Origin of the sequence: Pseudomonas sp. TH21 (assembly GCF_016651025.1) — a bacterium.
GTDB classification, from domain to species: domain Bacteria; phylum Pseudomonadota; class Gammaproteobacteria; order Pseudomonadales; family Pseudomonadaceae; genus Aquipseudomonas; species Aquipseudomonas aylmerensis.
Genome location: NZ_JAEKEQ010000001.1, coordinates 4,840,077 through 4,866,185, shown reverse-complemented (window position 1 = coordinate 4,866,185; position 26,109 = coordinate 4,840,077). Strand labels below are relative to the sequence as shown.

Annotated in this window: 27 protein-coding genes and 1 riboswitch; of the genes, 19 read left to right on the top strand and 8 right to left on the bottom strand. The window is 62.1% G+C overall.

The window, feature by feature from the left end; genetic code table 11:
- The first annotated feature begins 203 nt into the window (after positions 1-203).
- The 3 genes from hda to JFU04_RS21385 all read left to right on the top strand — a co-directional run bounded on the left by hda (position 204) and on the right by JFU04_RS21385 (position 2,435).
- Positions 204-908 (top strand): DnaA regulatory inactivator Hda, encoded by a 705-nt coding sequence (hda, locus tag JFU04_RS21395; RefSeq protein ID WP_058422138.1) that lies wholly within the window; start codon positions 204-206, stop codon positions 906-908.
- 213 nt (positions 909-1,121) lie between these two features.
- On the top strand, positions 1,122-1,751 hold the full coding sequence (locus JFU04_RS21390) for a C40 family peptidase (RefSeq protein WP_065909715.1): 630 nt from the start codon (positions 1,122-1,124) through the stop codon (positions 1,749-1,751).
- Between the two features lie 144 nt (positions 1,752-1,895).
- Positions 1,896-2,435 carry a C40 family peptidase gene (locus JFU04_RS21385; protein WP_025855819.1) on the top strand — a complete coding sequence of 180 codons (540 nt, stop codon included), beginning with the start codon at positions 1,896-1,898 and terminating at the stop codon, positions 2,433-2,435.
- A 43-nt stretch (positions 2,436-2,478) separates the two neighbouring features.
- Here JFU04_RS21385 and JFU04_RS21380 read toward each other — a convergent pair whose 3' ends face one another.
- Positions 2,479-3,792 (bottom strand): PQQ-dependent sugar dehydrogenase, encoded by a 1,314-nt coding sequence (locus JFU04_RS21380; protein WP_201145673.1) that lies wholly within the window; start codon positions 3,790-3,792, stop codon positions 2,479-2,481.
- 99 nt (positions 3,793-3,891) lie between these two features.
- Positions 3,892-4,155, top strand: a riboswitch (cobalamin riboswitch).
- 79 nt (positions 4,156-4,234) lie between these two features.
- Between JFU04_RS21380 and cobO the strand changes: the two genes are divergently transcribed.
- From cobO to JFU04_RS21315, 14 genes are all read left to right on the top strand, one after another.
- Positions 4,235-4,846 (top strand): cob(I)yrinic acid a,c-diamide adenosyltransferase, encoded by a 612-nt coding sequence (gene cobO / locus JFU04_RS21375; RefSeq protein WP_010208674.1) that lies wholly within the window; start codon positions 4,235-4,237, stop codon positions 4,844-4,846.
- On the top strand, positions 4,843-6,234 hold the full coding sequence (locus JFU04_RS21370) for a cobyrinate a,c-diamide synthase (RefSeq protein ID WP_201145672.1): 1,392 nt from the start codon (positions 4,843-4,845) through the stop codon (positions 6,232-6,234). Before cobO ends, JFU04_RS21370 begins: the two co-directional genes overlap by 4 nt.
- A complete protein-coding gene (gene bluB, locus JFU04_RS21365; RefSeq protein ID WP_201145671.1) occupies positions 6,231-6,881 on the top strand; it encodes a 5,6-dimethylbenzimidazole synthase in 651 nt (216 codons plus the stop codon). Before JFU04_RS21370 ends, bluB begins: the two co-directional genes overlap by 4 nt.
- A complete protein-coding gene (gene cbiB / locus JFU04_RS21360; protein ID WP_201145670.1) occupies positions 6,878-7,786 on the top strand; it encodes an adenosylcobinamide-phosphate synthase CbiB in 909 nt (302 codons plus the stop codon). The genes bluB and cbiB overlap by 4 nt, the downstream gene beginning before the upstream one ends.
- Positions 7,779-8,768, top strand: a complete 990-nt coding sequence (cobD, locus tag JFU04_RS21355; protein ID WP_065909725.1) for a threonine-phosphate decarboxylase CobD — start codon at positions 7,779-7,781, stop codon at positions 8,766-8,768. The genes cbiB and cobD overlap by 8 nt, the downstream gene beginning before the upstream one ends.
- On the top strand, positions 8,765-10,216 hold the full coding sequence (locus tag JFU04_RS21350) for a cobyric acid synthase (protein WP_201145669.1): 1,452 nt from the start codon (positions 8,765-8,767) through the stop codon (positions 10,214-10,216). Before cobD ends, JFU04_RS21350 begins: the two co-directional genes overlap by 4 nt.
- Positions 10,217-10,355: 139 nt before the next feature.
- The gene (cobU, locus tag JFU04_RS21345; RefSeq protein WP_106803020.1) at positions 10,356-10,877 is read left to right on the top strand and encodes a bifunctional adenosylcobinamide kinase/adenosylcobinamide-phosphate guanylyltransferase; all 522 of its coding nucleotides are present in this window, start codon (positions 10,356-10,358) and stop codon (positions 10,875-10,877) included.
- Positions 10,874-11,929 (top strand): nicotinate-nucleotide--dimethylbenzimidazole phosphoribosyltransferase, encoded by a 1,056-nt coding sequence (gene cobT, locus JFU04_RS21340; protein WP_201145668.1) that lies wholly within the window; start codon positions 10,874-10,876, stop codon positions 11,927-11,929. Before cobU ends, cobT begins: the two co-directional genes overlap by 4 nt.
- Positions 11,926-12,501: an alpha-ribazole phosphatase family protein gene (cobC, locus tag JFU04_RS21335; protein WP_106803022.1), complete on the top strand. Its 576-nt coding sequence runs from the start codon at positions 11,926-11,928 to the stop codon at positions 12,499-12,501. The genes cobT and cobC overlap by 4 nt, the downstream gene beginning before the upstream one ends.
- Before the next feature lie 2 nt (positions 12,502-12,503).
- A complete protein-coding gene (locus tag JFU04_RS21330) occupies positions 12,504-13,232 on the top strand; it encodes an adenosylcobinamide-GDP ribazoletransferase (RefSeq protein WP_201146436.1) in 729 nt (242 codons plus the stop codon).
- 42 nt (positions 13,233-13,274) lie between these two features.
- Positions 13,275-13,679, top strand: coding sequence for a MarR family winged helix-turn-helix transcriptional regulator (locus tag JFU04_RS21325; RefSeq protein WP_065909733.1), 405 nt, complete (start codon positions 13,275-13,277; stop codon positions 13,677-13,679).
- A gap of 63 nt (positions 13,680-13,742) precedes the next feature.
- The gene (locus JFU04_RS21320) at positions 13,743-14,942 is read left to right on the top strand and encodes an MFS transporter (RefSeq protein WP_162946160.1); all 1,200 of its coding nucleotides are present in this window, start codon (positions 13,743-13,745) and stop codon (positions 14,940-14,942) included.
- On the top strand, positions 14,939-15,061 hold the full coding sequence (locus JFU04_RS30430) for a hypothetical protein (protein WP_256595067.1): 123 nt from the start codon (positions 14,939-14,941) through the stop codon (positions 15,059-15,061). The genes JFU04_RS21320 and JFU04_RS30430 overlap by 4 nt, the downstream gene beginning before the upstream one ends.
- A gap of 35 nt (positions 15,062-15,096) precedes the next feature.
- Positions 15,097-15,651 (top strand): glutathione peroxidase, encoded by a 555-nt coding sequence (locus JFU04_RS21315; protein ID WP_065909737.1) that lies wholly within the window; start codon positions 15,097-15,099, stop codon positions 15,649-15,651.
- A gap of 65 nt (positions 15,652-15,716) precedes the next feature.
- Here the strand turns inward: JFU04_RS21315 and JFU04_RS21310 are convergent, their stop codons facing one another.
- The 4 genes from JFU04_RS21310 to JFU04_RS21295 all read right to left on the bottom strand — a co-directional run bounded on the left by JFU04_RS21310 (position 15,717) and on the right by JFU04_RS21295 (position 18,878).
- The gene (locus tag JFU04_RS21310) at positions 15,717-16,997 is read right to left on the bottom strand and encodes an OmpP1/FadL family transporter (RefSeq protein WP_201145667.1); all 1,281 of its coding nucleotides are present in this window, start codon (positions 16,995-16,997) and stop codon (positions 15,717-15,719) included.
- 146 nt (positions 16,998-17,143) lie between these two features.
- On the bottom strand, positions 17,144-17,626 hold the full coding sequence (locus tag JFU04_RS21305; RefSeq protein WP_065909741.1) for a hypothetical protein: 483 nt from the start codon (positions 17,624-17,626) through the stop codon (positions 17,144-17,146).
- A 281-nt stretch (positions 17,627-17,907) separates the two neighbouring features.
- Complete coding sequence (locus JFU04_RS21300; RefSeq protein WP_024076751.1) at positions 17,908-18,129, bottom strand: hypothetical protein; 222 nt, start codon at positions 18,127-18,129, stop codon at positions 17,908-17,910.
- A gap of 443 nt (positions 18,130-18,572) precedes the next feature.
- Positions 18,573-18,878 carry a hypothetical protein gene (locus tag JFU04_RS21295; protein WP_201145666.1) on the bottom strand — a complete coding sequence of 102 codons (306 nt, stop codon included), beginning with the start codon at positions 18,876-18,878 and terminating at the stop codon, positions 18,573-18,575.
- 456 nt (positions 18,879-19,334) lie between these two features.
- Between JFU04_RS21295 and JFU04_RS21290 the strand changes: the two genes are divergently transcribed.
- Together JFU04_RS21290 and rmuC are read left to right on the top strand one after the other, a co-directional pair.
- A complete protein-coding gene (locus JFU04_RS21290; protein ID WP_065909744.1) occupies positions 19,335-19,658 on the top strand; it encodes a hypothetical protein in 324 nt (107 codons plus the stop codon).
- Positions 19,659-19,833: 175 nt separating this feature from the next.
- The gene (gene rmuC, locus JFU04_RS21285) at positions 19,834-21,198 is read left to right on the top strand and encodes a DNA recombination protein RmuC (RefSeq protein ID WP_177343968.1); all 1,365 of its coding nucleotides are present in this window, start codon (positions 19,834-19,836) and stop codon (positions 21,196-21,198) included.
- Between the two features lie 90 nt (positions 21,199-21,288).
- On the opposite strand, the gene JFU04_RS21280 is transcribed toward rmuC, so the two are convergent.
- From JFU04_RS21280 to JFU04_RS21270, 3 genes are all read right to left on the bottom strand, one after another.
- Positions 21,289-24,759: a hybrid sensor histidine kinase/response regulator gene (locus tag JFU04_RS21280; RefSeq protein ID WP_201145665.1), complete on the bottom strand. Its 3,471-nt coding sequence runs from the start codon at positions 24,757-24,759 to the stop codon at positions 21,289-21,291.
- Between the two features lie 119 nt (positions 24,760-24,878).
- On the bottom strand, positions 24,879-25,262 hold the full coding sequence (locus JFU04_RS21275; protein ID WP_065909749.1) for a YbaN family protein: 384 nt from the start codon (positions 25,260-25,262) through the stop codon (positions 24,879-24,881).
- A gap of 20 nt (positions 25,263-25,282) precedes the next feature.
- Positions 25,283-25,870 (bottom strand): UPF0149 family protein, encoded by a 588-nt coding sequence (locus tag JFU04_RS21270; protein ID WP_065909751.1) that lies wholly within the window; start codon positions 25,868-25,870, stop codon positions 25,283-25,285.
- Positions 25,871-26,109 lie beyond the last annotated feature (239 nt).

The following is a 26,109-nucleotide window of genomic DNA, read 5'->3' as shown; positions in this document are numbered from 1 at the left end:
CCGTTTCATCACAAACCCGGCCTGAGCCGGGTTTGTTGTTTCTGGGGGCGGGTCGTCAAACAATCTGCGAAAAACTACCAAGTTAACGCAAACCTTTGATTTTGCTTGTGGTCTGCTGCATTGTGCGCCCGGCGTCACGGGTATAAACTTTGCAAACTTTACACAGAGGCCACTAACGGTTCGTTTGGAGCCGTTCAGTCAGCATGAAACCGATTCAGCTGCCCTTGGGTGTGCGTCTGCGTGATGACGCCACCTTTATCAACTACTACCCAGGCGCCAATGCCGCTGCACTCGGCTATGTCGAGCGGCTCTGCGAAGCCGACGCCGGGTGGACCGAAAGCCTGATCTATCTGTGGGGCAAGCACGGCGTAGGGCGTACCCACCTGTTGCAGGCCGCGTGCCTGCGTTTCGAGCAGATGGGCGAGCCGGCGGTGTACCTGCCATTGGCGGAGTTGATGGACCGCGGTATCGGCATCTTCGATCACCTCGAGCAATACGAGCTGGTGTGCCTGGACGACTTGCAGGCGATTGCCGGCAAGGCGGAGTGGGAAGAGGCGCTGTTTCATCTGTTCAACCGCCTGCGCGACAGTGGCCGGCGCCTGCTGATCGCCGCCTCGACGTCGCCGCGTGAATTGCCGGTGAAGCTGGCAGACCTCAAATCGCGCCTGACCCTGGCGTTGATCTTCCAGATGCGCCCCCTGTCAGACGAAGACAAATTGCGTGCCCTGCAGTTGCGCGCATCCCGTCGCGGTCTGCACCTGACCGACGAGGTCGGACACTTCATTCTGACTCGCGGTACGCGCAGCATGAGCGCGTTGTTCGATTTGCTCGAACAGCTCGACCAGGCCTCTTTGCAAGCCCAGCGCAAGCTGACCATTCCCTTCCTCAAGGAAACCCTCGGCTGGTAGCCGGCCCTTTGTTTTCAGGGCTTTCGGCAATTTCCAGGCGTCAGAAAACCCGCGTTTGGGCCGTTTTGGCCACGCGAAAGGCGGGTAAGGGGTGTTAAGGGCTTAGATGTCATAGTCCAAACAAGAAGTCACATAGATCACGATTGAATTTGCAAATCGATGTGATAGAAGGCATAGTCTCGACTTCTTTACATATCAGCCACGGTCGTGCCCATGCTAAATCGCTTCGCACCCCTCGTGCCTCTCGCACTCGTTACCCTGTTGTTTGGTTGCGCCTCCCACCCTCAACAGGTGGCAGAACAGCAAAAACCACAGGTTCAAAATCAGGCAAAATTCGTTGCTGCACAGTCTTCCACTGTTTATGAGGAAGAAGTAGCAACTGAAAAGGAACTGGCCGACTTCGCCGGCAACAAGCCTTACCAGCTTCCAGTCCTCGCCGACAGTATCCTCGAACGCGGCATGTCCCTGATCGGTACCCGTTACCGTTTCGGCGGTACCTCTGAAGCCGGTTTCGACTGCAGCGGCTTCATCGGCTATCTGTTTCGTGAAGAAGCTGGCATGAACCTGCCACGCTCCACGCGCGAAATGATCAACGTGAATGCACCGTTGGTCGCACGCAACAACCTCAAGCCCGGTGATCTGCTTTTCTTCAGTACAGCGGGTCGTGGTCGCGTCAGCCATGCCGGTATCTACCTGGGCGATAACCAGTTTATCCACTCCAGCAGCCGTCGCAGTGGCGGTGTTCGAGTCGACAACCTGGGTGACAGCTACTGGAGCAAAACCTTCATCGAAGCCAAGCGCGCACTCGCCATGGCCCCGACGACGGTTACCGCTAGCAAGTAAACTTAAAGTGATACTTGAAGTTTGACGTGTAAGCGCTAGAATCCCTGGATATTGTTGGAATCCGTTCGCGCGAGCTTTGCTTGCGCGTTCTGGTTTTCAGCGTTCGGCAGCGAAAGCCGCATCCAGACCAGGATTGTTCTGCACATGTCGACCTCGGCCCGCCTGATTCTCATTGTCTGCGCCGCGCTGCTCAGCGCCTGCGCCAGCCGTCCACCGCCGCCCGCTCCCGTAGCGGTGAAACCCAAGCCGGTGTTCAACTACTCCACACAGAATTTTTCGCCTGCTGCCGAAGATGTGCTCTTCCGTGCCTTGGGCCTGGTTGGCACGCCTTATCGATGGGGCGGCAACACCCCGGACTCAGGGTTTGACTGCAGTGGCTTGATCGGCTTTGTGTTTCGCGATGCGGCCGGTATTTCCCTGCCGCGTACCACCCGTGAGTTGATCGTGATGCGCGCGCAGGACGTCAGCGAGCAGAACCTGCAAACCGGCGACCTGCTGTTCTTCGCCACCGGTGGCGGTTCCCAGGTCAGCCACGCCGGGATCTATGTGGGAGAGGGCCGCTTCGTGCACGCGCCACAGACCGGCGGTACGGTAAAGCTGGATACCTTGTCCAAGGCGTATTGGCAGAATGCCTACCTGAGTGCCAAGCGCGTATTGCCAGGAAACCTGGCGCGTAACCCCTGACGCACAGTATCCCTGTAGGAGCCGGCAAGCCGGCTCCTACCCATCATTTTGCGGCCGACACCCGCCACACCTTGTTCCCCACATCATCTGCCACCAGCAAATCCCCCTGCTGATCAATCACCACGCCCACCGGCCGGCCCATGGCCTTCTCATCCTTGTCGAGGAAGCCGGTCAGCACGTCCACGGGCTGCCCCTTGGGCTGGCCAGCCTCGAACGGGACGAAGATCACCTTGTAGCCACTGTGCGGCTTGCGGTTCCACGACCCATGCTGGCCGATGAATGCGCCGTTGCTGAACTGGGCTGGCAGTTTGCTGCCCTCGGCAAACGTCAATCCCAGGGAGGCGGTGTGCGGGCCCACTGCGTAATCCGGCGCGATCGCCTTGGCGACCAGGTCCAGGTTCTGCGGGCTGACGCGCACGTCCACATGCTGCCCGTAGTAGCTGAAGGGCCAGCCATAGAATGCGCCGTCCTTGACTGAGGTGATGTAGTCCGGCACCAGGTCGCTGCCGATTTCATCGCGTTCGTTCACTGCCGTCCACAGCTTGCCGCTTTGTGGTTCCCAGGCCATGCCGTTGGGGTTGCGCAGGCCGGAGGCGAAGATGCGGTGCTCGCCGCTGGCACGATCGACTTCCCAGATGGCCGCCCGGCCTTGTTCCGCTTCCAGGCCGTTTTCACCGACATTGCTGTTGGAGCCGACGCTTACATACAGTTTGCTGCCGTCCTTGCTCGCCACCACGTTCTTGGTCCAGTGGTGATTGATGCTGCCGCCCGGCAGGTCGACGACTTTGGTGCCGACCTCCTTGATCGCGGTTTCACCTGGTTGGTAGGGGAAGCGCAACAGCTTGTCCGAGTCGGCCACGTACAGATCGTTACCGACCAGGGTCATGCCGAACGGCGAATTGAGGTTTTCCAGGAACAACGTACGCGTTTCGGCGACGCCGTCGTGGTCGGCGTCACGCAGCAAGGTGATGCGGTTCGGGCTCGGCACAGCGGCGCCGGCACGGCCCATGACTTTCTCCATGACCCAGCCGCGAATACCCTTGGCGTCATCCGGCTTGGGTGGCGCGTTGGTTTCCGCCACCAGCACGTCGCCATTGGGCAATACATACAGCCAGCGCGGATGGTCCAGGCCTTCGGCGAACGCCGCCACCTGCGTGCCGGCAGCGGCGGTGGGCTTGGCGCCGTCCGGCCAGCCAATCGCCGGGGCGATATTCACGGTCGGGATCAGGGTCTTGTTCGGCTCCGGCAACTTGGGCGAGGGTCCGGTGCCATCGGAGACCTGCAAGGTAGAGCTTTCCCCGCAGGCAGCGAGGGTGCCGGCGAGCATGATAAGCAGGGCGAGTCTGGTTTTGTGCATGGTGTTCTCCTTAATACCTGTAAGGGTAGAGGAGGCCGGCCGTAGGATGGTTCAAGTGCAAGGCCAGCTTTAATTGACGCTCCACCCCCAACCCACTAACCTTCGCGGCTTGTTCCAGGTGCTCTGTGACCCATGGGTCGACGGAGTGAAACAGGGAAGCCGGTGAGTGAGCACACTTGTACACAGTGCTGCCGCGATTCCGGCGCTGCCCCCGCAACGGTAAATGAGTCAAGACGGTGCTTTCTGCCACTGTATCGCGTGCGATATGGGAAGGCGCGCTGTCGGCCTGTCCGAGTGCTCTCTTTATAAAGAGCCAGGGCGCCACTCATGAGTCCGGAGACCGGCCTGGTTCATCCAACAGCATCACGGTGGGCGATGCTTGGCTGTCTGTTTATCCTTTTTCCTGCCCGCCGTTTTTGTCCAGCCCCAACGGAGAGCTGTCATGACCGATTCCCCCGACCGCGACGAACGCCACCTGGCGCGCATGCTGCGCAAAAAAGCCGTGATCGATGAGCGCATCGCCAACTCCCCCAACGAATGCGGCCTGCTGCTGGTGCTCACCGGCAACGGCAAAGGCAAGAGCAGTTCGGCATTCGGCATGCTCGCCCGCGCCATGGGCCACGGCATGCAGTGCGGGGTGGTGCAGTTCATCAAGGGGCGCAACAGCACCGGTGAAGAGTTGTTCTTCCGCCGCTTTCCCGAGCAGGTGCGTTTTCATGTGATGGGCGAAGGCTTTACCTGGGAAACCCAGGACCGCCAGCGCGATATCGCCGCCGCCGAAGCTGCGTGGGCGGTGTCCCGCGAGTTGCTGCAAGACCCGTCCATCGGCCTGGTGGTGCTGGACGAGCTGAACATCGCCCTCAAGCACGGCTATCTCGACCTCGACCAGGTACTCAGCGACCTGCAGGCGCGCCCGCCAATGCAGCACGTGGTGGTGACCGGCCGTGGCGCCAAGCCCGAGTTGATCGAAATGGGCGACACCGTCACAGAGATGGGCATGCTCAAGCACGCGTTCCAGGCCGGTATCAAGGCACAGAAGGGCGTCGAACTTTGAATCAGCCCCGTCATTGCCCGGCTGTCTTGATCGCCGCACCGGCGTCCGGCCAGGGCAAAACCACCGTCACCGCCGCGCTCGCCCGTTTGCACCGCAATCTGGGGCGCAAAGTCCGCGTGTTCAAATGCGGCCCGGACTTTCTTGATCCGATGATCCACGAGCGCGCCAGTGGTGCGCCGGTGTATCAATTGGACATGTGGATGGTGGGCGAGCAGGAAAGTCGCCGCCTTTTGTGGGAAGCCGCCGCTGAGGCCGACCTGATCCTCATCGAAGGGGTGATGGGGCTGTTCGACGGCACGCCGTCCAGCGCCGACCTGGCGCGGCATTTCGGCGTGCCGGTATTGGGCGTGATCGACGGCACTGCGATGGCGCAGACGTTTGGCGCCCTGGCCTTGGGCCTCGCGCGTTATCAGCCGGATTTACCGTTCGCGGGCGTGCTGGCCAACCGCGTCGGCACCTTGCGCCATGCGCAACTCCTCGAAGGCAGTCTCACCGAAGGCCTGCGCTGGTATGGCGCGCTGTCCCGTGAAACCGGAATCGAACTGCCGAGCCGCCACCTGGGCCTGGTGCAAGCCAGCGAGCTGAATGACCTCGACCTGCGCCTGGATGCTGCTGCGCAGGCACTGGGCAGCAGTTGTGAAGTTGCCTTGCCGCCGCCGGTGACCTTCGCCGCCCCCGAAGTGATCGAGGCCGAGCCGTTGCTGGCCGGCGTGCGCATTGCGGTGGCCCGTGACGAAGCGTTTGCCTTCACCTACGGTGCCAGCCTCGACCTGTTGCGGGCGATGGGCGCCGAGCTGCGCTTTTTCTCGCCGATCCATGACCGCGAATTGCCTGACGCCGACAGTCTGTATCTGCCCGGCGGCTATCCGGAACTGCACCACCAGGCGCTGTCGGAAAATACCTCGATGCTCGATGCCATCCGCGCCCATCACGCGGCCGGCAAACCCTTGCTCGCTGAATGTGGCGGCATGCTCTACCTGCTGGACTCGCTGACCGACGTCGACGGCACCCGCGCCGAACTGGTCGGCCTGCTGCAGGGCGATGCGGTGATGCAAAAGAAACTTGCGGCCCTGGCCCTGCAAAACGTCGAGCTGCCGGAAGGCGTGCTGCGTGGGCACACTTATCACCATTCCCTGACCAGCACCGAGTGGCAGCCGATTGCCCGTGGCGTCAGCCCCAATGGTGGGCGCGGCGCCGAGGCGGTATTCCGACAAGGGCGTATGACCGCGTCCTACGTGCACTTCTATTTCCCGTCCAACCCGAGGGCGGTGGCGGCCTTGTTTGCGCCCGACCCTGAGGTCGCCAGCGCCGGCAAGCAGGCTCCCACCATTGACCGCGTTGAATCCCCATCCACTGTGGGAGCGGGCTTGCCCCCGATGCGGCCATGACCGACAACGCCTTCCCCCAGGCCGACCGCGACGCCGTCTACCGCGCCATCGCCGAGCGCCGCGACATGCGCCACTTCAGCGGCGGCAGCGTGGCCCCCGAGTTGCTGCACCGCCTGCTCCAGGCTGCACACCAGGCGCCGAGTGTCGGCCTGATGCAGCCGTGGCGCTTTATCCGCATCAGCGACCGCCAACTGCGTGGGCAGATCCAGCAATTGGTGGAAGAAGAACGCGTGCGTACTGCCGAGGCGTTGGGCGAGCGTTCCGATGAGTTCATGAAACTCAAGGTCGAAGGCATCCATGACTGCGCCGAAGTGCTGGTGGCAGCGCTGATGGATGATCGCGAGCGGCATATCTTCGGCCGGCGCACCTTGCCGGAAATGGACATGGCCTCGCTGTCCTGTGCGATCCAGAACCTGTGGCTGGCGGCTCGCGTCGAAGGGCTGGGCATGGGCTGGGTCTCGCTGTTCGAGCCCCAGGCCCTGGCCGACCTGCTGGGCCTGCCGCCCGGCGCGAAACCCCTGGCGGTGTTGTGCCTGGGGCCGGTGGCCGAGTTCTATCCGGCACCGATGTTGCAGCTCGAAGGCTGGACCGAACCACGGCCGCTGAGTGACATGTTGTATGAGAATGTGTGGGGAGTGAGTCAATGAGTGTGGCCTTGCTGTGTGTCGCTGCAGTGGCGCTGGATGCGCTGCTGGGTGAACCCAGGCGCTGGCATCCGCTGGTGGCGTTCGGCAATTTTGCCGGGCGCATCGAGCAACGTTTCAACAGCGGTGGCCGTGGCTGGCGCAGCCATGGGGTGACCGCGTGGTTTATCGCGGTGGTGCCGCTGACCCTGCTGGCGACCGCCTTGTCGTGGGCGCCGTATATCGGCTGGGTGCTGGAGATCCTCGCGCTGTACTGTGCCCTTGGCATGCGCAGCCTTGGCGAACACGTGATCCCGGTGGCCCAGGCGCTGCGCAGCGATGACCTGGAGGAAGCGCGCAAGCGCGTGAGCTACCTGGTCAGCCGCCAGACCAGTGAACTGGATCGCACCGAAGTCGCCCGCGCCGCCACCGAGTCAGTACTCGAAAACGGCAGCGATGCGGTGTTTGCCGCGCTTTTCTGGTTCGTCGTCGCTGGCGTGCCGGGCGTGGTGCTTTACCGCCTGAGCAACACCCTCGACGCGATGTGGGGCTATCGCAACGAACGCTTCGAACGCTTCGGCTGGGCTGCGGCAAAAATCGACGATCTGCTGAACTACATTCCGGCACGCCTGGTGGCGTTGACCTACGCAGTGCTGGGCAAAACCCGCCTGGCACTCAAATGCTGGCGCACCCAGGGCCCGACGTGGGACAGCCCCAACGCTGGCCCGGTGATGGCCGCCGGTGCTGGCGCCTTGGGTGTGGAGCTGGGCGGCGCGGCGATCTACCACGGCGAGGTGCATCAACGGCCGCCACTGGGCGAAGGCCCGGCGGCGGATGCCGATTCCATCGACCGGGGCTGGCAACTGGTGCAGCGCGGCGTATGGTTATGGCTGCTGATCCTATGTGCGGGGGCGCAATTCTATGCTTGAACACGGTGGCCGGCTGCGCAAGGCGGCGATGCAGTACGGGATTGCCGAGGCTGATTGGCTCGACCTCTCCAGCGGCCTGGCGCCGTGGCCCTGGCCGATCCCCGAAATCCCGCTGCGAGCCTGGGCGCGCCTGCCGGAAACCGACGACGGCCTGGAGCAGGCCGCCAGCGAGTACTACGGCGCTGCGCATCTGTTGCCGGTGGCCGGTTCCCAGGCGGCGATCCAGCTGCTGCCGCGCTTGCGCCGTGCGGGCAAGGTCGGCGTGTTGTCACCGTGCTATGCCGAACACGCCGAAGCCTGGCGCCGTGCCGGTTATGTGGTGCGCGAGGTGCAGGAGCAGGAAGTCGACTTCTTCCTTGATGGCCTCGACGTGCTGGTGGTGGTCAATCCCAACAATCCCACCGGCCTGAGCCTGGCGCCGCAACGCCTGCTCGACTGGCACACCCGGCTGGCCCAGCGCGGCGGTTGGCTGGTGGTGGACGAAGCGTTCATGGATGTCACCCCGCAACTGAGCCTGGCCAGCCAGGCCCATCAGGTCGGTTTGATTGTGCTGCGCTCATTCGGCAAGTTTTTCGGCCTGGCCGGTGTGCGCCTGGGCTTCGTGCTGGCCGAACGCAAACTGCTCAAGCTGCTCGCCGAACAGGTCGGGCCCTGGGCCGTCAGCGGGCCGACGCGCGTGCTGGGCCAGGCCTGCCTGCGCGACACCGCCGGGCACGCGCGACAACGTGCGCGCTGCATCGAGGCCGGCCAGCGCCTCTACGCCTTGCTCAAGCGCCATGGTTTCCAGCCCCAGGGCGGCTGCGCGCTGTTTCAATGGCTGATCACACCGCATGCCGAGCGCATGCACGAATTCATGGCCCAGCGCGGCATTCTGCTGCGCCTGTTTGTCCACGACAGCAGCCTGCGCTTTGGCTTGCCCGACACCGAGGCGGACTGGCTGCGCCTCGACGAGGCCCTGGGCGCCTACAAGGAAGCTGCATGACTACGCTGATGGTGCAAGGCACCACCTCCGACGCCGGTAAAAGTACCCTGGTGACCGCGCTGTGCCGTTGGCTGGTGCGCCAAGGCGTGGAGGTGGCGCCGTTCAAGCCGCAGAACATGGCGCTCAACAGTGCCGTGACCGCCGAGGGTGGCGAAATCGGCCGCGCCCAGGCGGTGCAGGCGCAGGCTGCCAACCTCGCACCCCACACCGACATGAACCCGGTGCTGCTCAAACCCAACAGCGATACCGGCTCCCAGGTAATCATCCACGGCCGCGCCGTGACCAGCATGAACGCGGTGGCCTACCACGACTACAAAGCCATCGCGATGCAAGCGGTGCTGGCCTCTCACGCGCGGTTGAGCGAACGCTTCCCGGTGGTGATGGTCGAGGGCGCGGGCTCGCCGGCGGAAATCAACCTGCGCGCCAATGACATCGCCAACATGGGGTTCGCCGAGGCGGTGGACTGCCCGGTACTGCTGATCGCCGACATCAATCGCGGCGGCGTGTTCGCCCATCTGGTCGGCACCCTGGAGCTGCTGTCTCCGAGCGAACAGGCGCGGGTCAAGGGTTTCATTATCAACCGTTTTCGCGGCGAAATCGCGCTGTTGCAACCGGGCCTGGATTGGCTCGAAGCACGCACCGGCAAACCGGTGGTGGGCGTGTTGCCCTACGTGATGGACCTGCACCTGGAAGCTGAAGACGGCATTGACCAGCGCCAGATCGACAAGGCCGCGCAAGTGCTCAAGGTGGTGGTGCCGGTGCTGCCGCGCATCAGCAATCACACGGATTTCGACCCGTTGCGCCTGCACCCCCAGGTGGATTTGCAGTTCATCGGGCCGGACCAGCCGATCCCGGCCGCCGACCTGATCATCCTCCCAGGCTCGAAAAGCGTGCGCAGTGACCTTGCCTACCTGCGCGCCAATGGTTGGGACAGCGCCGTGGCTCGGCATTTGCGCTACGGCGGCAAAGTGCTGGGGATTTGCGGTGGCCTGCAGATGCTCGGGGAGCAGGTGCATGACCCGCTGGGCCTCGAAGGGCCGGCCGGCTCCAGCCCTGGCCTGGGGCTGCTGGCATTCAGCACGACGCTGGAAGAAGAGAAGCAATTGCGCAATGTGCGCGGGCGTTTGTTGCTGGAGAACGCCGAGGTCAGTGGCTATGAAATTCACGCGGGCGTGACGTCCGGCGACGCGCTGTCGACCGCCGCGGTCCTGCTCGATGACGGCCGCAGTGATGGCGCGCAAAGTGCCGACGGGCAGATTCTTGGCACTTACCTGCATGGCCTGTTCGAGACGCCGGCGGCGTGCAGCGCCTTGCTGCGCTGGGCCGGCTTGCAGGATGTGCAGGAGGTGGATTACCACGCCCTGCGCGAGCGCGATATCGAGCGGTTGGCCGACTTGGTGGAAAACCACTTGGATACCGAACTGCTGCGCACGCTATGTGGGATTTGACGGTGCGCCCGCACTCTCCCTGTACGCGCTGGCTATCGTGCGATGCAGGTACCTCGGTGAATCAGCAAGCCCCGGTTGACGCCATCGCAGGCAAGCCCGCGCCTACAGTTGAGCGGGTGGTAAATAGAGGGAGTGTCCCATGCACCAACTGATTCTCGGCGGCGCTCGCTCCGGCAAAAGCCGCCTGGCGGAAAAGCTCGCCGCTGACAGCGCGTTGCCCGTCATCTACATTGCCACCAGCCAGCCGCTGGACGGCGAAATGAACGCGCGCGTGGCCCTGCATCGCCAGCGCCGCCCCGACCATTGGGGCTTGATCGAAGAGCCCGTCGAACTGGCGCGGGTGCTGCGCGAAAATGCCGCGCCGGATCGTTGCCTGCTGGTGGATTGCCTGACGCTGTGGCTGACCAATCTGCTGATGCTCGAAGACGCCGACCGCCTGGCATTCGAGCGCGATCAATTGCTGGAAACCCTGGCCGCGCTGCCGGGGCAGATTATTTTTGTCAGCAACGAGACCGGACTGGGTGTCGTGCCGCTGGGCGAATTGACTCGCCGCTATGTGGATGAAGCCGGTTGGCTGCATCAAGCTTTGGCCGAGCGGTGTCAGCGTGTGGTCCTGACGGTTGCCGGCCTGCCCCTGACTTTGAAAGGTACTGCGATATGACTGACACCTGGTGGCTCAACCCCTGTAAGGCGATTGACGCTCAAGCGTACGAACAAGCCTTGGCACGCCAGCAACAATTGACCAAGCCGGCCGGCTCCCTTGGTCAGCTCGAAGCGCTGGCGGTGCAATTGGCCGGCCTGCAGGGCCAGGTCAAACCCTCGGTCGAGCAGCTATGGATTGCGATCTTTGCCGGTGATCACGGTGTGGTAGCCGAAGGCGTGTCGGCGTTTCCCCAGGAAGTGACCGGGCAGATGCTGCTCAATTTCGTCAGCGGCGGCGCGGCGATCAGCGTGTTGGCGCGGCAGTTGGAGGCGCAACTGGAAGTGGTCGACCTCGGCACTGTCACGCCGTCGCTGGATTTGCCCGGGGTTCGTCACTTGAACCTCGGCGCGGGCACGGCCAACTTCGTCAACGGCCCGGCAATGACCGCAGCCCAGGGGCGCCTGGCCCTGCAGGCCGGGCGTGAGAGTGTGCTGCGCGCGCGCGAAAGCGGCGCACAGCTGTTTATCGGCGGCGAGATGGGCATCGGCAACACCACTGCCGCCAGTGCACTGGCGTGTGCCTTGCTCGATTGCCAGGTCAGTGACCTGACCGGGCCAGGCACCGGGCTGAACGCTCAGGGCGTCAGTCACAAGGTGGCGGTGATCGAGCGCGCGCTGGCCGTGCATGCCGGGCAGCGCGGTGATGCATTGCAAACCCTGTTCAACCTGGGCGGCTTTGAGATCGCGGCGCTGGTGGGCGCCTATCTGGCCTGTGCCCAGGAAGGCATCGTGGTGCTGGTCGACGGGTTTATCTGCAGCGTCGCTGCACTGGTTGCCACGCGGTTGAATCCGGCCTGTCGCGAGTGGTTGCTGTTTGGCCATCGTGGCGCCGAGCCGGGCCATCGTCATGTGCTGCAGAGCCTCGACGCACAGCCCTTGCTGGAACTCGGCCTGCGCTTGGGCGAGGGCAGTGGGGCGGCGCTGGCGGTGCCGTTGCTGCGCCTGGCGTGTGCGTTGCACGGGCAGATGGCGACTTTCGCCGAAGCGGCCGTGGCAGACCGCCCCGCATGAATCTGCACCTGGACCTGTTGCGTCACGGCGAAACCGAACTGGGCGGCGGCCTGCGCGGCAGCCTGGACGATGCATTGACTGCCCAGGGGTGGGAGCAGATGCGCGCCGCCGTCGAGGCGCGCGGGCCGTGGGACCGCTTGATCAGCTCGCCGCTGCAACGCTGTGCGCGCTTTGCCGATGAGCTGGGCGCGCGCCTCAATGTGCCGGTCAGCCTCGAAAAAGATCTGCAGGAGCTGCACTTCGGTGCCTGGGAAGGCCAGAGCGCGGCGGCGTTGATGGAAACCGATGCCGAAGGATTGGGGCTGTTCTGGGCCGATCCCTACAGCTTCACACCGCCGGAGGGGGAGCGTGTCAGCGACTTTTCCGACCGTGTCCTGGGCGCCGTCTCACGCTTGCACCAAGCCTATGCTGGCCAACGGGTGCTATTGATCAGCCACGGTGGTGTGATGCGCCTGCTGTTGGCCAGGGCGCGGGGATTGCCCCGGGAGCAGTTGCTGAACGTCGAGGTCGGGCACGGTGGATTGTTCAGTCTGCAGGTCGCGGCTGACGTCGTATTGAAGGAGGTGGATTGAGTATGTTGCCCTTCTGGATTGCCCTGCAATTTCTCAGCAGCCTGCCGATTCGCCTGCCGGGCATGCCGCAACCTCAGGAGCTGGGACGTTCGCTGCTGTTTTATCCGCTGGTTGGCCTGTTATTCGGCGTGCTGTTGTGGGCGCTGAATACGGCGCTGATGGGCGCACCGCTGTTGCTGCACGCCGCGTTGCTGCTGACTGCTTGGGTGTTGCTCAGTGGCGGCCTGCACCTGGACGGCCTGGCGGACAGCGCCGACGCCTGGCTGGGTGGCTTCGGCGATCGCGAGCGTACCCTTGCCATCATGAAAGACCCGCGCAGCGGACCGATTGCCGTGGTCACTCTCGGCCTGGTGTTGCTGCTCAAGTTCACTGCGCTGGTGGCCTTGATTGAACAGCACAATGGCGCGGCGCTGATCCTGGCACCCCTGATCGGCCGGGCGTCGATGCTGGCGTTGTTCCTCACTACGCGTTACGTGCGTGCCGGAGGATTGGGCCAGGCGCTGTCGGATCACTTGCCGCGCATCGTCGGTCAGCAGGTGCTGATCCTGAGTGGTTTGGCGTGCCTCCTGGTCGGAGGTTTCAGTGGCGGGATCGCAGTGTTGCTGGCGGCCCTGTGCTTTGTCGGCCTGCGCCAACTGATGATCAACCGCCTGGGCGGAACCACCGGTGACACGGCGGGCGCGTTGCTGGAGCTGCTGGAAGTCGCGGTATTGGTCGGCCTGGCGCTGTAACACTTTCTTGCATTTCCTTAATCGCGGGTATATACACGTTCCATGCTTGCCTCCCAATGTTTGTGTACCAACCTGCGACGTGCCGCCCGTGGCGTCAGCAGGCATTACGACGGCGCTCTCGACGGCTTCGGGATCAACGTCGCCCAGTATTCTCTGCTGTGCAACCTGCAGCGCCTTGATCAACCGAGCATTTCCAGCCTGGCGGAAGCCATGGGCCTGGATCGCAGTACGTTGGGGCGCAACCTGCGGGTGCTGGAAGGCGAGGGCCTGGTGCAGTTGGTCGAGGGCGATGACCTGCGCAACCGCCTCGTGCTGTTGACCACAGCCGGTGAGGAACGACTGGCTGCAGCGTTACCCGCCTGGGAAGCGGCGCAACAGAAATTGATCAATCAACTCGGCGCGGAAAAACGCGAAACCTTGTTGGCCTTGCTGGATGAACTCGCCTGACGGCGAGTTTTTTCGACTACAAGCGGGTATATACCCGCGAACGGAGAATAAGAAATGACCTCGATGTGGCGCACCAGTGGCTGGATTCTTGTAGGAAGTGCGCTGATCCTGGCGTTGTCATTGGGTGTGCGGCACGGTTTCGGCCTGTTCCTGGCGCCGATGAGCAGCGAATTTGGCTGGGGCCGTGAGACCTTTGCCTTTGCCATCGCCTTGCAGAACCTGATCTGGGGTCTGGCGCAGCCGTTCACCGGCGCGCTGGCCGACCGCTTCGGCGCGACCAAGGCAGTGTTTGTCGGCGGTGTACTCTACGCCGCGGGCCTGGTGCTGATGGGCATGTCGGATTCGGCGTGGTCGTTGTCGCTGAGTGCCGGCCTGTTGATTGGTATCGGCCTGTCCGGCACCTCGTTCTCGGTGATCCTGGGTGTGGTCGGGCGCGCCGTGGCGCCGGAAAAACGCAGCATGGCCATGGGCATTGCCAGCGCTGCCGGCTCGTTCGGCCAGTTCGCCATGGTGCCAGGCACCCTGGGCCTGATCAGTTGGTTGGGCTGGTCGGCAGCGCTGCTGGCGCTGGGCTTGATGGTGGCGTTGATCCTGCCGCTGGTGGCGATGCTCAAGGACCGCCCGCTGCCGGTAGTGGCCGGCCAGCAAACCCTGCGTGAAGCGCTCAAGGAGGCCTGCTCGCACTCGGGTTTCTGGCTGCTGGCCTTCGGCTTTTTCGTCTGCGGTTTCCAGGTGGTATTTATTGGTGTGCACCTGCCGGCCTATCTGGTCGACCAGCACTTGCCGGCCACGGTTGGCACCACGGTGCTGGCACTGATCGGCCTGTTCAATATCTTCGGCACCTACACCGCCGGCTGGCTGGGCGGGCGCATGTCCAAGCCACGCCTGCTGACGGGCCTGTACTTGCTGCGCGCCGTGGTGATCGTGTGGTTCCTGTGGGCACCGGTCACTGAAGTCACGGCTTACCTCTTCGGCATGGCCATGGGCTTTTTGTGGTTGTCCACGGTGCCACTGACCAATGGCACGGTCGCCACGCTGTTTGGGGTGCGCAACCTCTCGATGCTCGGCGGGATCGTATTCCTGTTCCACCAGCTCGGCTCGTTCCTCGGCGGCTGGTTGGGCGGGGTGGTCTATGATCGAACCGGCAACTACGATTTGATCTGGCAGGTAGCAATTCTCTTGAGCCTGCTCGCCGCGGCCCTCAACTGGCCGGTGCGTGAGCGACCAGTGGCGCGCTTGCAGGCGCAGATGGAGGCGGCATGAGTTTCAACGGGTATTGGCTCGTCGGCGCAGGGACGGTGGCACTGCTGTTGCTGCTGGCGTGGTGGGGCTGGCAACGCGGTGGCCTGGCGTTGATGCAACTGGGTATGTCGATCTGTTAAGTTCGTGGTCTGAACTCTTTAAAGGACTTTTCGACATGCAGATGCGCTGGCTTGCAGTTCCCGTGCTGATGGCTGCTTTTGGCGGTGTGGCGATGGCCGCCGATTGCCCACCGTTGCTCGAAGGCCAATTACCCAAGTTGCGCGCCAAGGAATCCATCGACCTGTGCCAGCGCTTTGCCGGCAAGCCCTTGGTGATCGTCAATACCGCAAGTTTCTGTGGGTTTGCCCCGCAATTCAAAGGCCTTGAGGCCTTGTACCAGCGCTACAAGGGTGAAGGGCTGGAGGTCATTGGCGTACCGTCCGATGACTTCAAGCAGGAGGCCAAGACCGGCGAGGAAACCGCCAAGGTCTGCTATGTGAATTACGGCGTGACCTTCACCATGACCGAGCCACAGAAGGTCAAGGGGCCGGACGCGGTGCACTTGTTCAAGGTGCTGGCACAGCAGACCGACGCGCCGCCGAAGTGGAATTTCTACAAATATGTGGTCGATCGCCAAGGCAAGGTGATTGCCAATTTCTCCAGCCTGACCAAGCCGGACAGTCCGGAGCTGATCAAGGCAGTCGAGCAGGCGATCGCCTCTAAACCTTGATCGAAGCCCACTAAAAAGCCCCGCCTCCTTTGCAGGAGAGCGGGGCTTTTTCACACCGGTCTGGATCAGAAGGTGTAGGTCATGCCCAGGCCGAAACCGTTGGCACTGTTTTCATATTTGGCGCGGTAGGAGGCGGTCGACGGCGCGTCGGCCACCTGGTTGACCTTGACGTCTTCTTCCTTCAGGTAGGAGTACGCCAGGTCGATGGTCATGTTATCCAGGACTTTGTAGCCCAGGCCCACACTGAAGATCGTACGGTCGCCAGTCGGGATGCGCGGCGAACGATCGGTGTTGTTGGTAGGCGACTGGTCGAAGGTCAGGCCGGTACGCAGTACCACTTGCTTGGTCAGCTGGTACGAGGTACCCACAGCGTAGGCCCAAGTGTCGTGCCAGTTCTGTTCTTCAGTGATGTTGGTGAGCCCGCCGGCCAGCAGGCCGCCGGAAGCCGAGACGCCTTCGTTGTTCACGGTGATTTCTTTCAGGCGGCTCCAGCGCGTCCAGGTGGCACCACCGTAGACTTTCCAGGCATCGCTCAGGTCTTGAGTGACCGACAGATCGTAGGACTCAGGCGTGTCGATTTTCAGCGAGGCGTCGTAGCGGTTATTGGCCAGGAGGAACTGGGTGTTGCTCGGGCCGCTGACGGTGGTGTGGCCATCAAGCTTGTACTTGACCTTCGAGTGGTAGGTCAGGCCTACCCGCGTGGTGTCGGTGGCTTGCACCAATACGCCGACGTTGAAGCCCAGTGCGGTGTCGTCACCCTTGATCTTTACGTTGGTGTCGCCGGCAGTCGGCAGCGTGGTCCGATCCGACTCCAGCACCCCGGAAATCCGGTTGATGGTCGGGCCAAAACCAATCGACACGCGATCATTGAACGCATAGCTGACAGTTGGCTGGAAGGTCATGACCTTCACTTCGCTCTTGCTGCCGAAGCCGCGGCCCTGGAAGCCGTTTTCATAGTCGGTCACCAGGCCGAACGGTGCATAAACACCGAAGCCGATGGCCCACTGATCGTTGAGTTTGTTGGTGTAGAAACCGAATGGCACCGCAGTAAAAGGAACCATGTCACCTTTGTTGGAACCGCGGGAGTTACCACCGGTATCGCTGATATCAGTGGAGGCATCAATCGCCGCAACACCACCGGTGATTTGCTGGCCATTGAGGCGGGACATACCGGCAGGGTTACCGTAGACAGTGCTTGCATCATCGGCAGAAGAGGAGCGACCTGCGAAACCCGTACCCATCCCGCTGACGCTCTGTTCGTTCAGTGCAAAACCGCTTGCGAACAGTTGGGAGGATGCCATGGCAACGGCGAGGCTAAGTGTGGTCTTGAGCATTACTTTTTTCATTATTAGAACTCCGTGGTGATCACCGCTGCGGAAAGTAACAATAATTTTAAGATCGCGCTATAGGCTGAAATGCAGGAGATAGAGCGGTTTTGTAGGACAATCCGACCAAAATTCGCGATTTTTGGCGAATCTTGCAAAATGCCCGGTCAGCAAACCACGTGATTCATGGGTGAAACACAGGTTTGCCAGGCTTGAGTGAAATCACGCAGCCGTCCTTGTGGATGAAAAATTTCTTTCCAGATACGCGCCATGGCCAAGACGTCACCCGGTTCCGGCAGTGCCGGACGGTGCTGTTCCACTAGTAGCCAGGCGATGGCTGTGGCGTAACGCAGGTTGACCGTCAACTCAAGCTGGGGCGCGCTGAGAAACGCGTGTTGGCTGGCCAGCCCGCGTACCAGGCTGGCGCGTTCCGGGTCCAGCGCCAGGTAGTTGTCCCATAAGGCGCGGTGACGGGGTTCGGTGATGCTGTACAGGCCGTGGCCGCGGCGGTCGTGCAAGGCGGAGCCGAGCTCCGATTGACTGGCGGCGATGCCCAGCAGCAGGGACTCAGCCGTTTGATCGTGTCGGCCCAGGTACATCAACGTTGGCCGGATCACATAACGACACAATTCGCTGGCGGCGATACCCATACAAGCCTCAATCCGTGGAAGTGGGCGACGGGCCTGAGAAGGGTGGGGGCTTGGCAGCAGTGGATCGGATCTCAGGCGCGTCGCAAGCGGATCATGCCGCTTGAGTTGAAGTGTAGTGTCATATTTGTGATGTAAAGGACTGTTTTTAAAACATCTTCGCTATGCAGTTATAACGGTTATATCTATTTGAACTTAGTGCAAAAGCTCAATGGCCGAATTCCGGGCAATAAAAAACCCTGTTTTTCAGACAGGGTTTTTGGTGTTTCAGCGACTCGGGTCGATCAGGCAACCAGTGCCTGACGGGTACGCTCGATCACGGCCTGCAGCGGTTCTGCGCTGGAGTATTGATCGGGGTACAGGCGTTCGCTGTGACGAGCGATGCCGTGTTCGTTGACCAGGGTGAAGCTGAAGCAGCCTTTGCGAGCGGCCATGATCAGGCAGTTCATTGGAGCAAAAGCGTTGGTGAGGGTGCGAATGGCATCCTGAGTGTGGATAGTCGACATATTATTGGTGTTCCTACAAATGACACGGTTAAGAACCGTGCAACGTTAAAACGTTCCAGTGACGTTGATCACCATTGATCGAACGAAGAACCCGACTGGAACAAAGCAGCCAGTTTGAAGCGCTGATAAGTTAGGCGCGCTTGGGCTGGCAGGTAGGTACTTAGGAGGGCAGGCAACACAACAGGGGCAAAGGTTCTGGGCCCGGGGTGAAGATCCTGATCAATTTGCAGGTTGGTTCGGTCAGAGTATTGAGACTTCGCGGCACCCTTTGCTTGTTCAAAGGCAGTGCCGTCGCAAGTGATACCTGGAAACCATCGAGGTGGTCGATCCCGTGTTGTTCAGGGGAGTTGTTCGACCAGAATTGACTTTCAGCTTGGTACTAACGCCGCGGATAGTAACGGATTGAAACAGGGAAGGGAAGTGTGCTAGCCAAAAAACTTCAATCAGGCGCTCAGCAGGCCACGGTAGACCAGCACCGTGATCGCCGCCGCCAGCGAGCAACCCAGGGCATAGGCCGCCAATGTCAGGTGCACGCACCGACCGGTCTCGATCATGTTGATCACATCGCCCATGTCATCGATGCGACCTTCACCCAGTTCGATGCAAAGGCACACGGCCGTGAAGGCGGCCGAGAGCAGAATGGCAATGGCAAACAAGGCGCCGTCCGGCGACGGCAGGGCCGCGTTGATTCCCAGGGAAAGGGCGCAGATCGCCAGTAACAGCAGCGCGAACAGCAGAATGCCTTTCATCGACCCATCCACTGTTGTGCTGTCGGTCGGGCAGTGTGGCGAGCGCGCAAAGTTTTGAAAAGTCCCGACCTGGCCTGTCGGTAACATTTTTGGCGGCGGTCGCTTCAAAAACCGCCGGCGATATAACCAATGGATGGGTACTTGTGCACATTAGTTGCCGCATGTGTAACCGCGCTGTCAACTGCTCCGCTCAGCCGCCATTTGCCTGCAATGGAAATTTAAGTCAATGAAAAATCTGGCTTTTTTTTATTGGTGAAAAAATCGTCAGTTTGACTGCGGCCCCCATTCCATGGGGCTTTGCGCGAGTTAAAGGGGGGTTGTCCACTGAGTTATCCACAGCTTCTGTGGATTGTCCCGAGCGCTTGCTCTAGAACGGGCGTGCAGGGTTTTTTCAGCTTTACCTGTGCGAAAAAAAGAGTAGAGTGGCGCGCCTTCCGTTCTGTCCCACAGTGCTTTATGAAGTTTCGCTCAGTATCACCTTCTGTTACCGATACCCCTCAGACTGTTACCGCACCCAAGCGTTTCTCTATGAAAGTTGCCTTGTGGTTGCTCGACAGTCCACGCCTGGGTCACAACACCAACGTCAAACACTTTGCCGGACGTTTGCTCAAGCAGCCTGCCCGTGAAGGTGTGGTCGCCGCACAGAGCCGCCTGGGCCAATTGATGTGCCGTGAATGCGGCAATGCCCGCGACCGTCGCATCGGCCATGACCTGTTGCGCCTGGCCGCCCGCGCGGGCGACCGCCGCGCCCAACGCGAACTCGGCCAGGTCGAAGACTGAGCTGTCCTCCAGCCCTGTGCTTGGTTAACCTTGCTCTTTTTCGGTAATGGCAGAAATGGCTATGGTTTTTGACTGGACCAGTATCGCCCTGGGCCTGGCGGGTGCCGCAGTGCCTTTATTGGCGGTGTGCTGGCAGATTCAGCGACGACTGACTGCGCGCATGGCCGGTTGGGAGCTGCTCGAAGAGCGCCTGGCCACTGCGCAACTGGCCCAGGAAGGCCTCGCCGCCCAGCTGGATGCCAGTCGCGACGAGATCAGCGACTTGAGCCAGGCCAACGCCGCCAAGCAGGCCGACCTGGCCGCCGTCCGCCGTGAAGTCGAGCTGCTGCAGATCGACCGCGACAACGCTCGCGACGCGGCCCACGCCTGGAACCTCGACCGCAGCGCCAAGGAAACCGAATTGCGCCGCCTCGATGCGCTGGCGGCGGCCTTGCGCGCCGAACTGCGCGAGCAACAGGACAGCCATCAGCAGCGCCTCGCCGACCTTCAGGGCTCGCGCGACGAGCTGCGTGCGCAGTTCGCCGAGTTGGCCGGCAAGATCTTCGATGAACGCGAGCAGCGCTTTGCCGAAACCAGCCAGGAGCGCCTGGGCCAATTGCTCGACCCGCTCAAGGAGCGCATCCAGTCGTTCGAAAAACGCGTGGAAGAAAGCTATCAGAACGAGGCGCGCGAGCGCTTTTCCCTGGCCAAGGAGCTTGAGCGCCTGCAGCAATTGAACCTGCGTCTGTCAGACGAAGCCACCAACCTGACCCGCGCACTCAAGGGCCAGAAAACCCAGGGCAACTGGGGCGAACTGATTCTTGAGCGGGTGCTGGAGCACGCGGGCCTGGAGAAGGGCCGCGAGTACCAGACCCAGGTCAGCCTCAAGGGCCCGGATGGCGAGCGTTTCCAGCCTGATGTACTGATCATGTTGCCCGGTGACAAGCAGGTGGTGGTCGATTCCAAGGTCAGCCTGACCGCGTATCAGCAATTCGTCGCCGCCGATGATGAAGTAATCGGCCAGGCAGCGCTGAAGCAGCACGTGCTGTCGCTGCGAAATCATGTCAAAGGCTTGGCCGGCAAGGATTACAAACGCCTGGAGGGCCTGCACAGCCTGGACTTTGTCCTGCTGTTCGTGCCCATCGAAGCGGCGTTTTCGGCGGCGCTGCAGGCCGAACCCAACCTGTTCCAGGAAGCTTTCGACCGGCATATCGTCATCGTCAGCCCGACGACGTTGCTCGCCACCCTGCGGGTGATCGATAGCCTGTGGAAGCAGGAACGCCAAAGCCAGAATGCCCGGGAGATCGCCGAGCGTGCGGGGTGGCTGTACGACAAGTTTGTACTGTTTATCCAGGACCTGGATGAAGTGGGCAACCGTCTGCAGCAGTTGGACAAGGCTTACAGTGCTGCGCGGAACAAGCTGACAGATGGACGCGGAAACCTGGTCAGCCGCACCGAGCAATTAAGACTGCTCGGCGCGCGTGCCAGTAAAAGCCTGCCGGCCGATCTGCTGGAGCGGGCGATGACCGACTCCGACGGTGTGGCGCACCTGCCCGAATGATTGCTGGCGATGGCGTCGGTAAAATCGGCGCCATGCTCGAGGCCCGCTTCGCCGGCAAGCCGGCTCCTAGAGGGGACCGAGTCGGGTCGGTTACAGCGGTAGGTGCCGGCTCAGCAGCGCCCGCAGCGCCGCAGGCTTGACCGGCTTGGCCAGGTAATCCAACCCTGCCGCATGCACCTGGGCGACCATCTCCGGGCGGCCATCGGCGCTGATCACCACGCCGGGAATCGGCTCCGCCAGTTGTGCTCGCAGCCATCCCATCAGTTCGGTGCCGGTTTCGCCGTGGTCGAGGTGATAGTCCACCAAGGCCAGTTGCGGGCGCACGCCCTCGGCGAGCAGCGCTGCGCATTGTGCCTGGTCGGTGGCGGTCCACACCTCGCAGCCCCAGCGCGTCAGCAGGCTGCGCATGCCGATCAGGATGCTTTCTTCATTATCCACGCACAGTACCTGCGCGCCGCTCAGCGGCAGGCCGTTTTCCGGCGCAGCCTTGATCTGCGGGCTGGCCTGGTTGCGCGCCAGCGGCACGCGCACACTGAACACGCTGCCCTTGCCTGGCCAGGAGCGCACGCTCAATCGGTGATCGAGCACCCGGCACAGGCCGTCGGCGATCGCCAGGCCCAGTCCCATGCCTTTTTCTGCACGGGTCTGGTGGCTGTCCAGGCGTTTGAATTCTTCGAAGATCACTTTCTGTTTGTCCAGCGGGATGCCGGGCCCTCGGTCCCACACCTCCAGGCACAGTTCGCCTTTGCGACGGCGTACGCCAAGCAGCACCGGGCCGTCGGCATAGCGGAAGGCGTTGGTCAGGAAATTCTGCAAAATCCGCCGCAGCAACTTGATATCACTGTCCACCCGCAATCGGCTGCCACGCAGTCGGAAGCGCAAGCCCTGCTCGTGGGCCAGCGCCTTGAATTCGGCGCCGAGGGTATCGAACAGCTCATTGAGCACGAACGGCTGGCGTTGTGGATTGATCTTGCCGTTTTCCAGGCGCGAAATATCCAGCAAGTCGCTGATCAAGTCTTCCGCGGAGCGCAGCGAACTGTCCAGGTGTTGCACCAGTTGCCGCGCTTCACTCGACAGGCCGTCGTGCTGGTGGGAGAGGGCGGCGGAGAACAGGCGCGCGGCGTTCAACGGCTGCATCAAGTCATGACTGACGGCGGCAAGAAAGCGTGTCTTCGACTGGCTGGCAGACTCGGCGACACCCTTGGCGTCGGTGAGCGCCACATTCAGTTGCGACAGCTCATGGGTACGCTCAGTGACCCGTTGCTCCAGGCCCTCGTTGGCTTCAGTGAGGGCCTGTTCGGCTTCGCGGAACGCGGTAATGTCGGTAAAACTCATGACGAAACCGCCACCGGGCATCGGGTTGCCAATCAGCTCGATCACCCGCCCGTTCGGGAACAAGCGTTCGGACGTGTGAGCGCGGCCCTGGCGCATCCAGTGCAGACGGCGCGCCACATGCACCTCGGCCTCGCCTGGGCCACACAAGCCGCGCTCGGCGTTGTAGCGGATAATGTCGGCAATCGGCCGCCCCACGCTGATCAGCCCGTCCGGGTAGTTGAACAGCTCCAGGTAGCGGCGGTTCCAGGCCACCAGCTTGAGGGACTGGTCCACCACGCTGATGCCCTGGGTGATGTTCTCAATGGCACCCTGCAGCAGGGCCCGGTTGAATTGCAGCACTTCGGAGGCTTCGTCGGCGATCCGTACCACGTCCTCCAGTTGCATTTCGCGTCCTTCGATGGCGGCTTTCACCACCGCCCGCGTGGACGATGCACCGAGTACACCGGCCAGCAATCGCTCGGTGTGAGCGATCCAGTCGTTATCGGCATTCTGGTTGGGGTTGAAGCCTTTGCCCTGCCGGTAGGCAAAGCGGATAAAGCTTTGCTGTGCCCGCTCATCCCCGACGAAGCGCGCGGCCAAACTGAGCAGGTCGCTGATTTGTACCGAGAGCATCGAACGGGCGCTGGCACGTTGGCTGATTTCCTGGCCAATGAAGCGCCCGGCCTGCCAGTGTTCCGACACGCGCGTGCGCGACAGCATCGACACCCACACAAACAGCGTGAAGTTACCCGCCAGCGAGAACACGGTGCCCAAGGTCAATGACGTCACGGACAAACCCAGCGGGTGCGAATGCATCCACGTCAGCCCAGGGAAAAGGCTGAGGGACCAGCCCAGGCTTTTCGCCGTCACCGGTAGGACCAGGGTGTAGAACCACAGGAAGGTGCCCGCCGCCAATCCGGCAAATACGCCGCGCCTGTTCGCCTGTTTCCAATACAGCGCACCGAGCATCGCCGGCGCCAATTGGGTCACGGCGGCAAAGGCGATCTGGCCGATGGTCGCCAGGCTGGCACTCGAGCCGAGCAAGCGGTAGCTGACATACGCCAGCAGCAGGATGATCACGATGCTGACCCGGCGCACCGACAGCATCCAGTGGCGGAACACTTCGAACGGCCGCTCGGCACTGGAGCGACGCAGCAACCACGGCAGCAGCATGTCGTTGGAGACCATGGTCGACAGCGCGATGCTCGCCACGATCACCATGCCGGTGGCCGCCGACGCACCGCCGATAAACGCCAGTACGGCGAGGGCCGGATGGGCTTCGGCGAGTGGCAGGCTGATGACATAGGAGTCCGGCATCACCGAGCCGGGCAGCATCATTTTGCCGCCGAGAGCGATAGGGATCACAAACAAGGCGGCGAGAATCAGGTAGGCCGGGAACACCCATTTGGCCAGGCGCAGGTCCTGCGGGTCGATATTCTCGACCACGGTGACGTGGAATTGCCGCGGCAAGCAGATGATCGCCATCATCGCCACGCCGGTCTGTACCACCATCGATGGCCAGTTGACGGTTTCTTTCCAGTATTCCTCCAGCCTCGGCGCGAGCATGGCCTGGCTGAACAAGTCGCCGAAACCGTCGTACAGGCCGTAGGTCACGAACGCGCCGACGGCGAGAAACGCGAACAGCTTGACCAGCGATTCAAAGGCAATCGCCAGCACCATGCCACGGTGGTGCTCCGTGGCGTCGAGGTTGCGCGTACCGAAGACGATGGTGAACAGCGCGAGCACCAGCGACACGATCAGTGCCGTGTCCTGGGCGCGGGTGCCCGTGGTGTCGGCACCCGCACCGATCAGCAGGTTGACGCCCAGCACGATGCCTTTGAGTTGCAGGGCGATATAGGGCAGCACGCCAACCAGGCAGATCAGTGCCACGACCACGGCCAGCGATTGGGATTTCCCGTAGCGTGCGGCGATAAAGTCGGCGATCGAGGTAATGTTTTCTTGCTTGCTGATCAGAATCATCTTCTGCAGCACCCAGGGTGCCAACACCAGCAGCAGCACGGGTCCCAGGTAGATCGGTAAAAACGCCCACAACTGTTCGGCGGCCTGGCCTACGGCGCCGAAGAACGTCCAGCTGGTGCAGTAGACCGCCAGCGACAGGCTATACACCCACGCGCGCATGCGCGGTGGCAGCGGCGCACGGCGGCGGTCACCGTAGAAGGCGATGGCAAACATAATGGCCATATAGGCCAGGGCAACGGCGGCGATCAGCCCGCTGGACAGCGTCATGGTAACTCCGAGCATAAGAACGCCCAGGCATTCCAGGCCCGGTTGGACAGTCTCGCATGATGCCTGGGGTTAGTCAGTGTCGACCAAGGTCGTGTGGGCGCTAATGTCGCAGGCAGTGATCAACGTGGCGGCAGGGTTTTCTGGCGCAGGATGTAGATCGTCACCAGCACGGCGCTGGTCAGCATGAAACCACGGGCCCACGGCAGCGGCACCAGGTAGCAGGAGACACCGATGCTCAGCCACATCAAGCCAATGGCGTAGACCTTGCCTTTGAGCGGGATGCCATTGCCGTCCAGGTAGTCCTTGATCCACGGACCCAGGCGCGGGTGTTCCACCAGCCAGTGGTAGAAACGCGGGGAGCTTCGGGCGAAGCAGGCGGCGGCGAGCAGCAGGAAGGGCGTAGTCGGCAGTACCGGCAGGAAGATGCCGATGACGCCCAACGCTACGCTGAGCCAGCCGATGGCCAGCAGCAGGTAGCGCAGGAGCAGCGAGCGATTGCCCATGGGTGTCACGGGCAACTGACTCAGTGGTGACGTGGCTTGAGGATCGCCGGTTTTTCGTCAGGGGCGTTGCACAGCAGGTACAGCGCGGTCAGTGCTTCGGGGATCTGTACGATCATGTCGTCCATCAGGTTGGCGTCGGCGGCGATGTCGGAGAATTCCGGCTGATCGTCGAACAGGCCCGAACCGACCATGATCGGCAGCAGCATTTCGCTGACTTCTTCCTCGGCGGTTTCGAACCAGGCGGCTTCGCGCAGGAACACACCTTCCATGAAACCGATGCACCAGCCGCGCAGGTCGGAGTCATCCGGCTCTTCGCCCAGGTCCAGGTCGCACGGCAACTCGAATTCCTCGTCGGAGGCCAGCTGGCGACCGATATGGGCCTTGAGGGCGAGCAGGGTCGATTCGATTTCTTCGCGCTGGGCCGCGTCGGTGTAGTGCGGCTCTTCGGCGAACAAGGCGTCGATCCACTCACGGTCCGGCACGGCCTCGGAGCAGATGGACAGGGCGGTCAGGTAGCCGTGGGCGGCCACGTAGTCCAGCGCCTCGTCATGCAGCTCATCGGCGTCGAGGAAGGCTTGCAGGCGGGTTAGTTGCTCAGCGAAGGACATTGAAGGGCTACCTTGGGAATAAACGATGCTGAATTCTAGGCTTTCTTGAGCGCCCAGGCCAGCTGCAAGGCATATTTGCCGGGTTTTAGAGACGGGCGTCTATTCGTCAGTCGCGCCCTTTGCCGAGTGTCGCTCGGGTATACTGCCGCGTTTTGTGATGCCCCTGCAGGTTAGGCGCCCGTCCGCGAAAACTTCGCTTACGGATTATTCTCCGTGAAAACGTATTTTTTCGGCCAGCC

Bases quoted from the DNA above. Each gene is read 5' to 3' on its own strand.
- hda (WP_058422138.1), top strand. From the start codon at position 204: ATGAAACCGATTCAGCTGCCCTTGGGTGTGCGTCTGCGTGATGACGCC.
- JFU04_RS21390 (WP_065909715.1), top strand. From the start codon at position 1,122: ATGCTAAATCGCTTCGCACCCCTCGTGCCTCTCGCACTCGTTACCCTG.
- JFU04_RS21385 (WP_025855819.1), top strand. From the start codon at position 1,896: ATGTCGACCTCGGCCCGCCTGATTCTCATTGTCTGCGCCGCGCTGCTC.
- JFU04_RS21380 (WP_201145673.1), bottom strand. From the start codon at position 3,792: ATGCACAAAACCAGACTCGCCCTGCTTATCATGCTCGCCGGCACCCTC.
- cobO (WP_010208674.1), top strand. From the start codon at position 4,235: ATGACCGATTCCCCCGACCGCGACGAACGCCACCTGGCGCGCATGCTG.
- bluB (WP_201145671.1), top strand. From the start codon at position 6,231: ATGACCGACAACGCCTTCCCCCAGGCCGACCGCGACGCCGTCTACCGC.
- cbiB (WP_201145670.1), top strand. From the start codon at position 6,878: ATGAGTGTGGCCTTGCTGTGTGTCGCTGCAGTGGCGCTGGATGCGCTG.
- cobD (WP_065909725.1), top strand. From the start codon at position 7,779: ATGCTTGAACACGGTGGCCGGCTGCGCAAGGCGGCGATGCAGTACGGG.
- JFU04_RS21350 (WP_201145669.1), top strand. From the start codon at position 8,765: ATGACTACGCTGATGGTGCAAGGCACCACCTCCGACGCCGGTAAAAGT.
- cobU (WP_106803020.1), top strand. From the start codon at position 10,356: ATGCACCAACTGATTCTCGGCGGCGCTCGCTCCGGCAAAAGCCGCCTG.
- cobT (WP_201145668.1), top strand. From the start codon at position 10,874: ATGACTGACACCTGGTGGCTCAACCCCTGTAAGGCGATTGACGCTCAA.
- cobC (WP_106803022.1), top strand. From the start codon at position 11,926: ATGAATCTGCACCTGGACCTGTTGCGTCACGGCGAAACCGAACTGGGC.
- JFU04_RS21330 (WP_201146436.1), top strand. From the start codon at position 12,504: ATGTTGCCCTTCTGGATTGCCCTGCAATTTCTCAGCAGCCTGCCGATT.
- JFU04_RS21325 (WP_065909733.1), top strand. From the start codon at position 13,275: ATGCTTGCCTCCCAATGTTTGTGTACCAACCTGCGACGTGCCGCCCGT.
- JFU04_RS21320 (WP_162946160.1), top strand. From the start codon at position 13,743: ATGTGGCGCACCAGTGGCTGGATTCTTGTAGGAAGTGCGCTGATCCTG.
- JFU04_RS30430 (WP_256595067.1), top strand. From the start codon at position 14,939: ATGAGTTTCAACGGGTATTGGCTCGTCGGCGCAGGGACGGTGGCACTG.
- JFU04_RS21315 (WP_065909737.1), top strand. From the start codon at position 15,097: ATGCAGATGCGCTGGCTTGCAGTTCCCGTGCTGATGGCTGCTTTTGGC.
- JFU04_RS21310 (WP_201145667.1), bottom strand. From the start codon at position 16,997: ATGAAAAAAGTAATGCTCAAGACCACACTTAGCCTCGCCGTTGCCATG.
- JFU04_RS21305 (WP_065909741.1), bottom strand. From the start codon at position 17,626: ATGGGTATCGCCGCCAGCGAATTGTGTCGTTATGTGATCCGGCCAACG.
- JFU04_RS21300 (WP_024076751.1), bottom strand. From the start codon at position 18,129: ATGTCGACTATCCACACTCAGGATGCCATTCGCACCCTCACCAACGCT.
- JFU04_RS21295 (WP_201145666.1), bottom strand. From the start codon at position 18,878: ATGAAAGGCATTCTGCTGTTCGCGCTGCTGTTACTGGCGATCTGCGCC.
- JFU04_RS21290 (WP_065909744.1), top strand. From the start codon at position 19,335: ATGAAGTTTCGCTCAGTATCACCTTCTGTTACCGATACCCCTCAGACT.
- JFU04_RS21280 (WP_201145665.1), bottom strand. From the start codon at position 24,759: ATGACGCTGTCCAGCGGGCTGATCGCCGCCGTTGCCCTGGCCTATATG.
- JFU04_RS21275 (WP_065909749.1), bottom strand. From the start codon at position 25,262: ATGGGCAATCGCTCGCTGCTCCTGCGCTACCTGCTGCTGGCCATCGGC.
- JFU04_RS21270 (WP_065909751.1), bottom strand. From the start codon at position 25,870: ATGTCCTTCGCTGAGCAACTAACCCGCCTGCAAGCCTTCCTCGACGCC.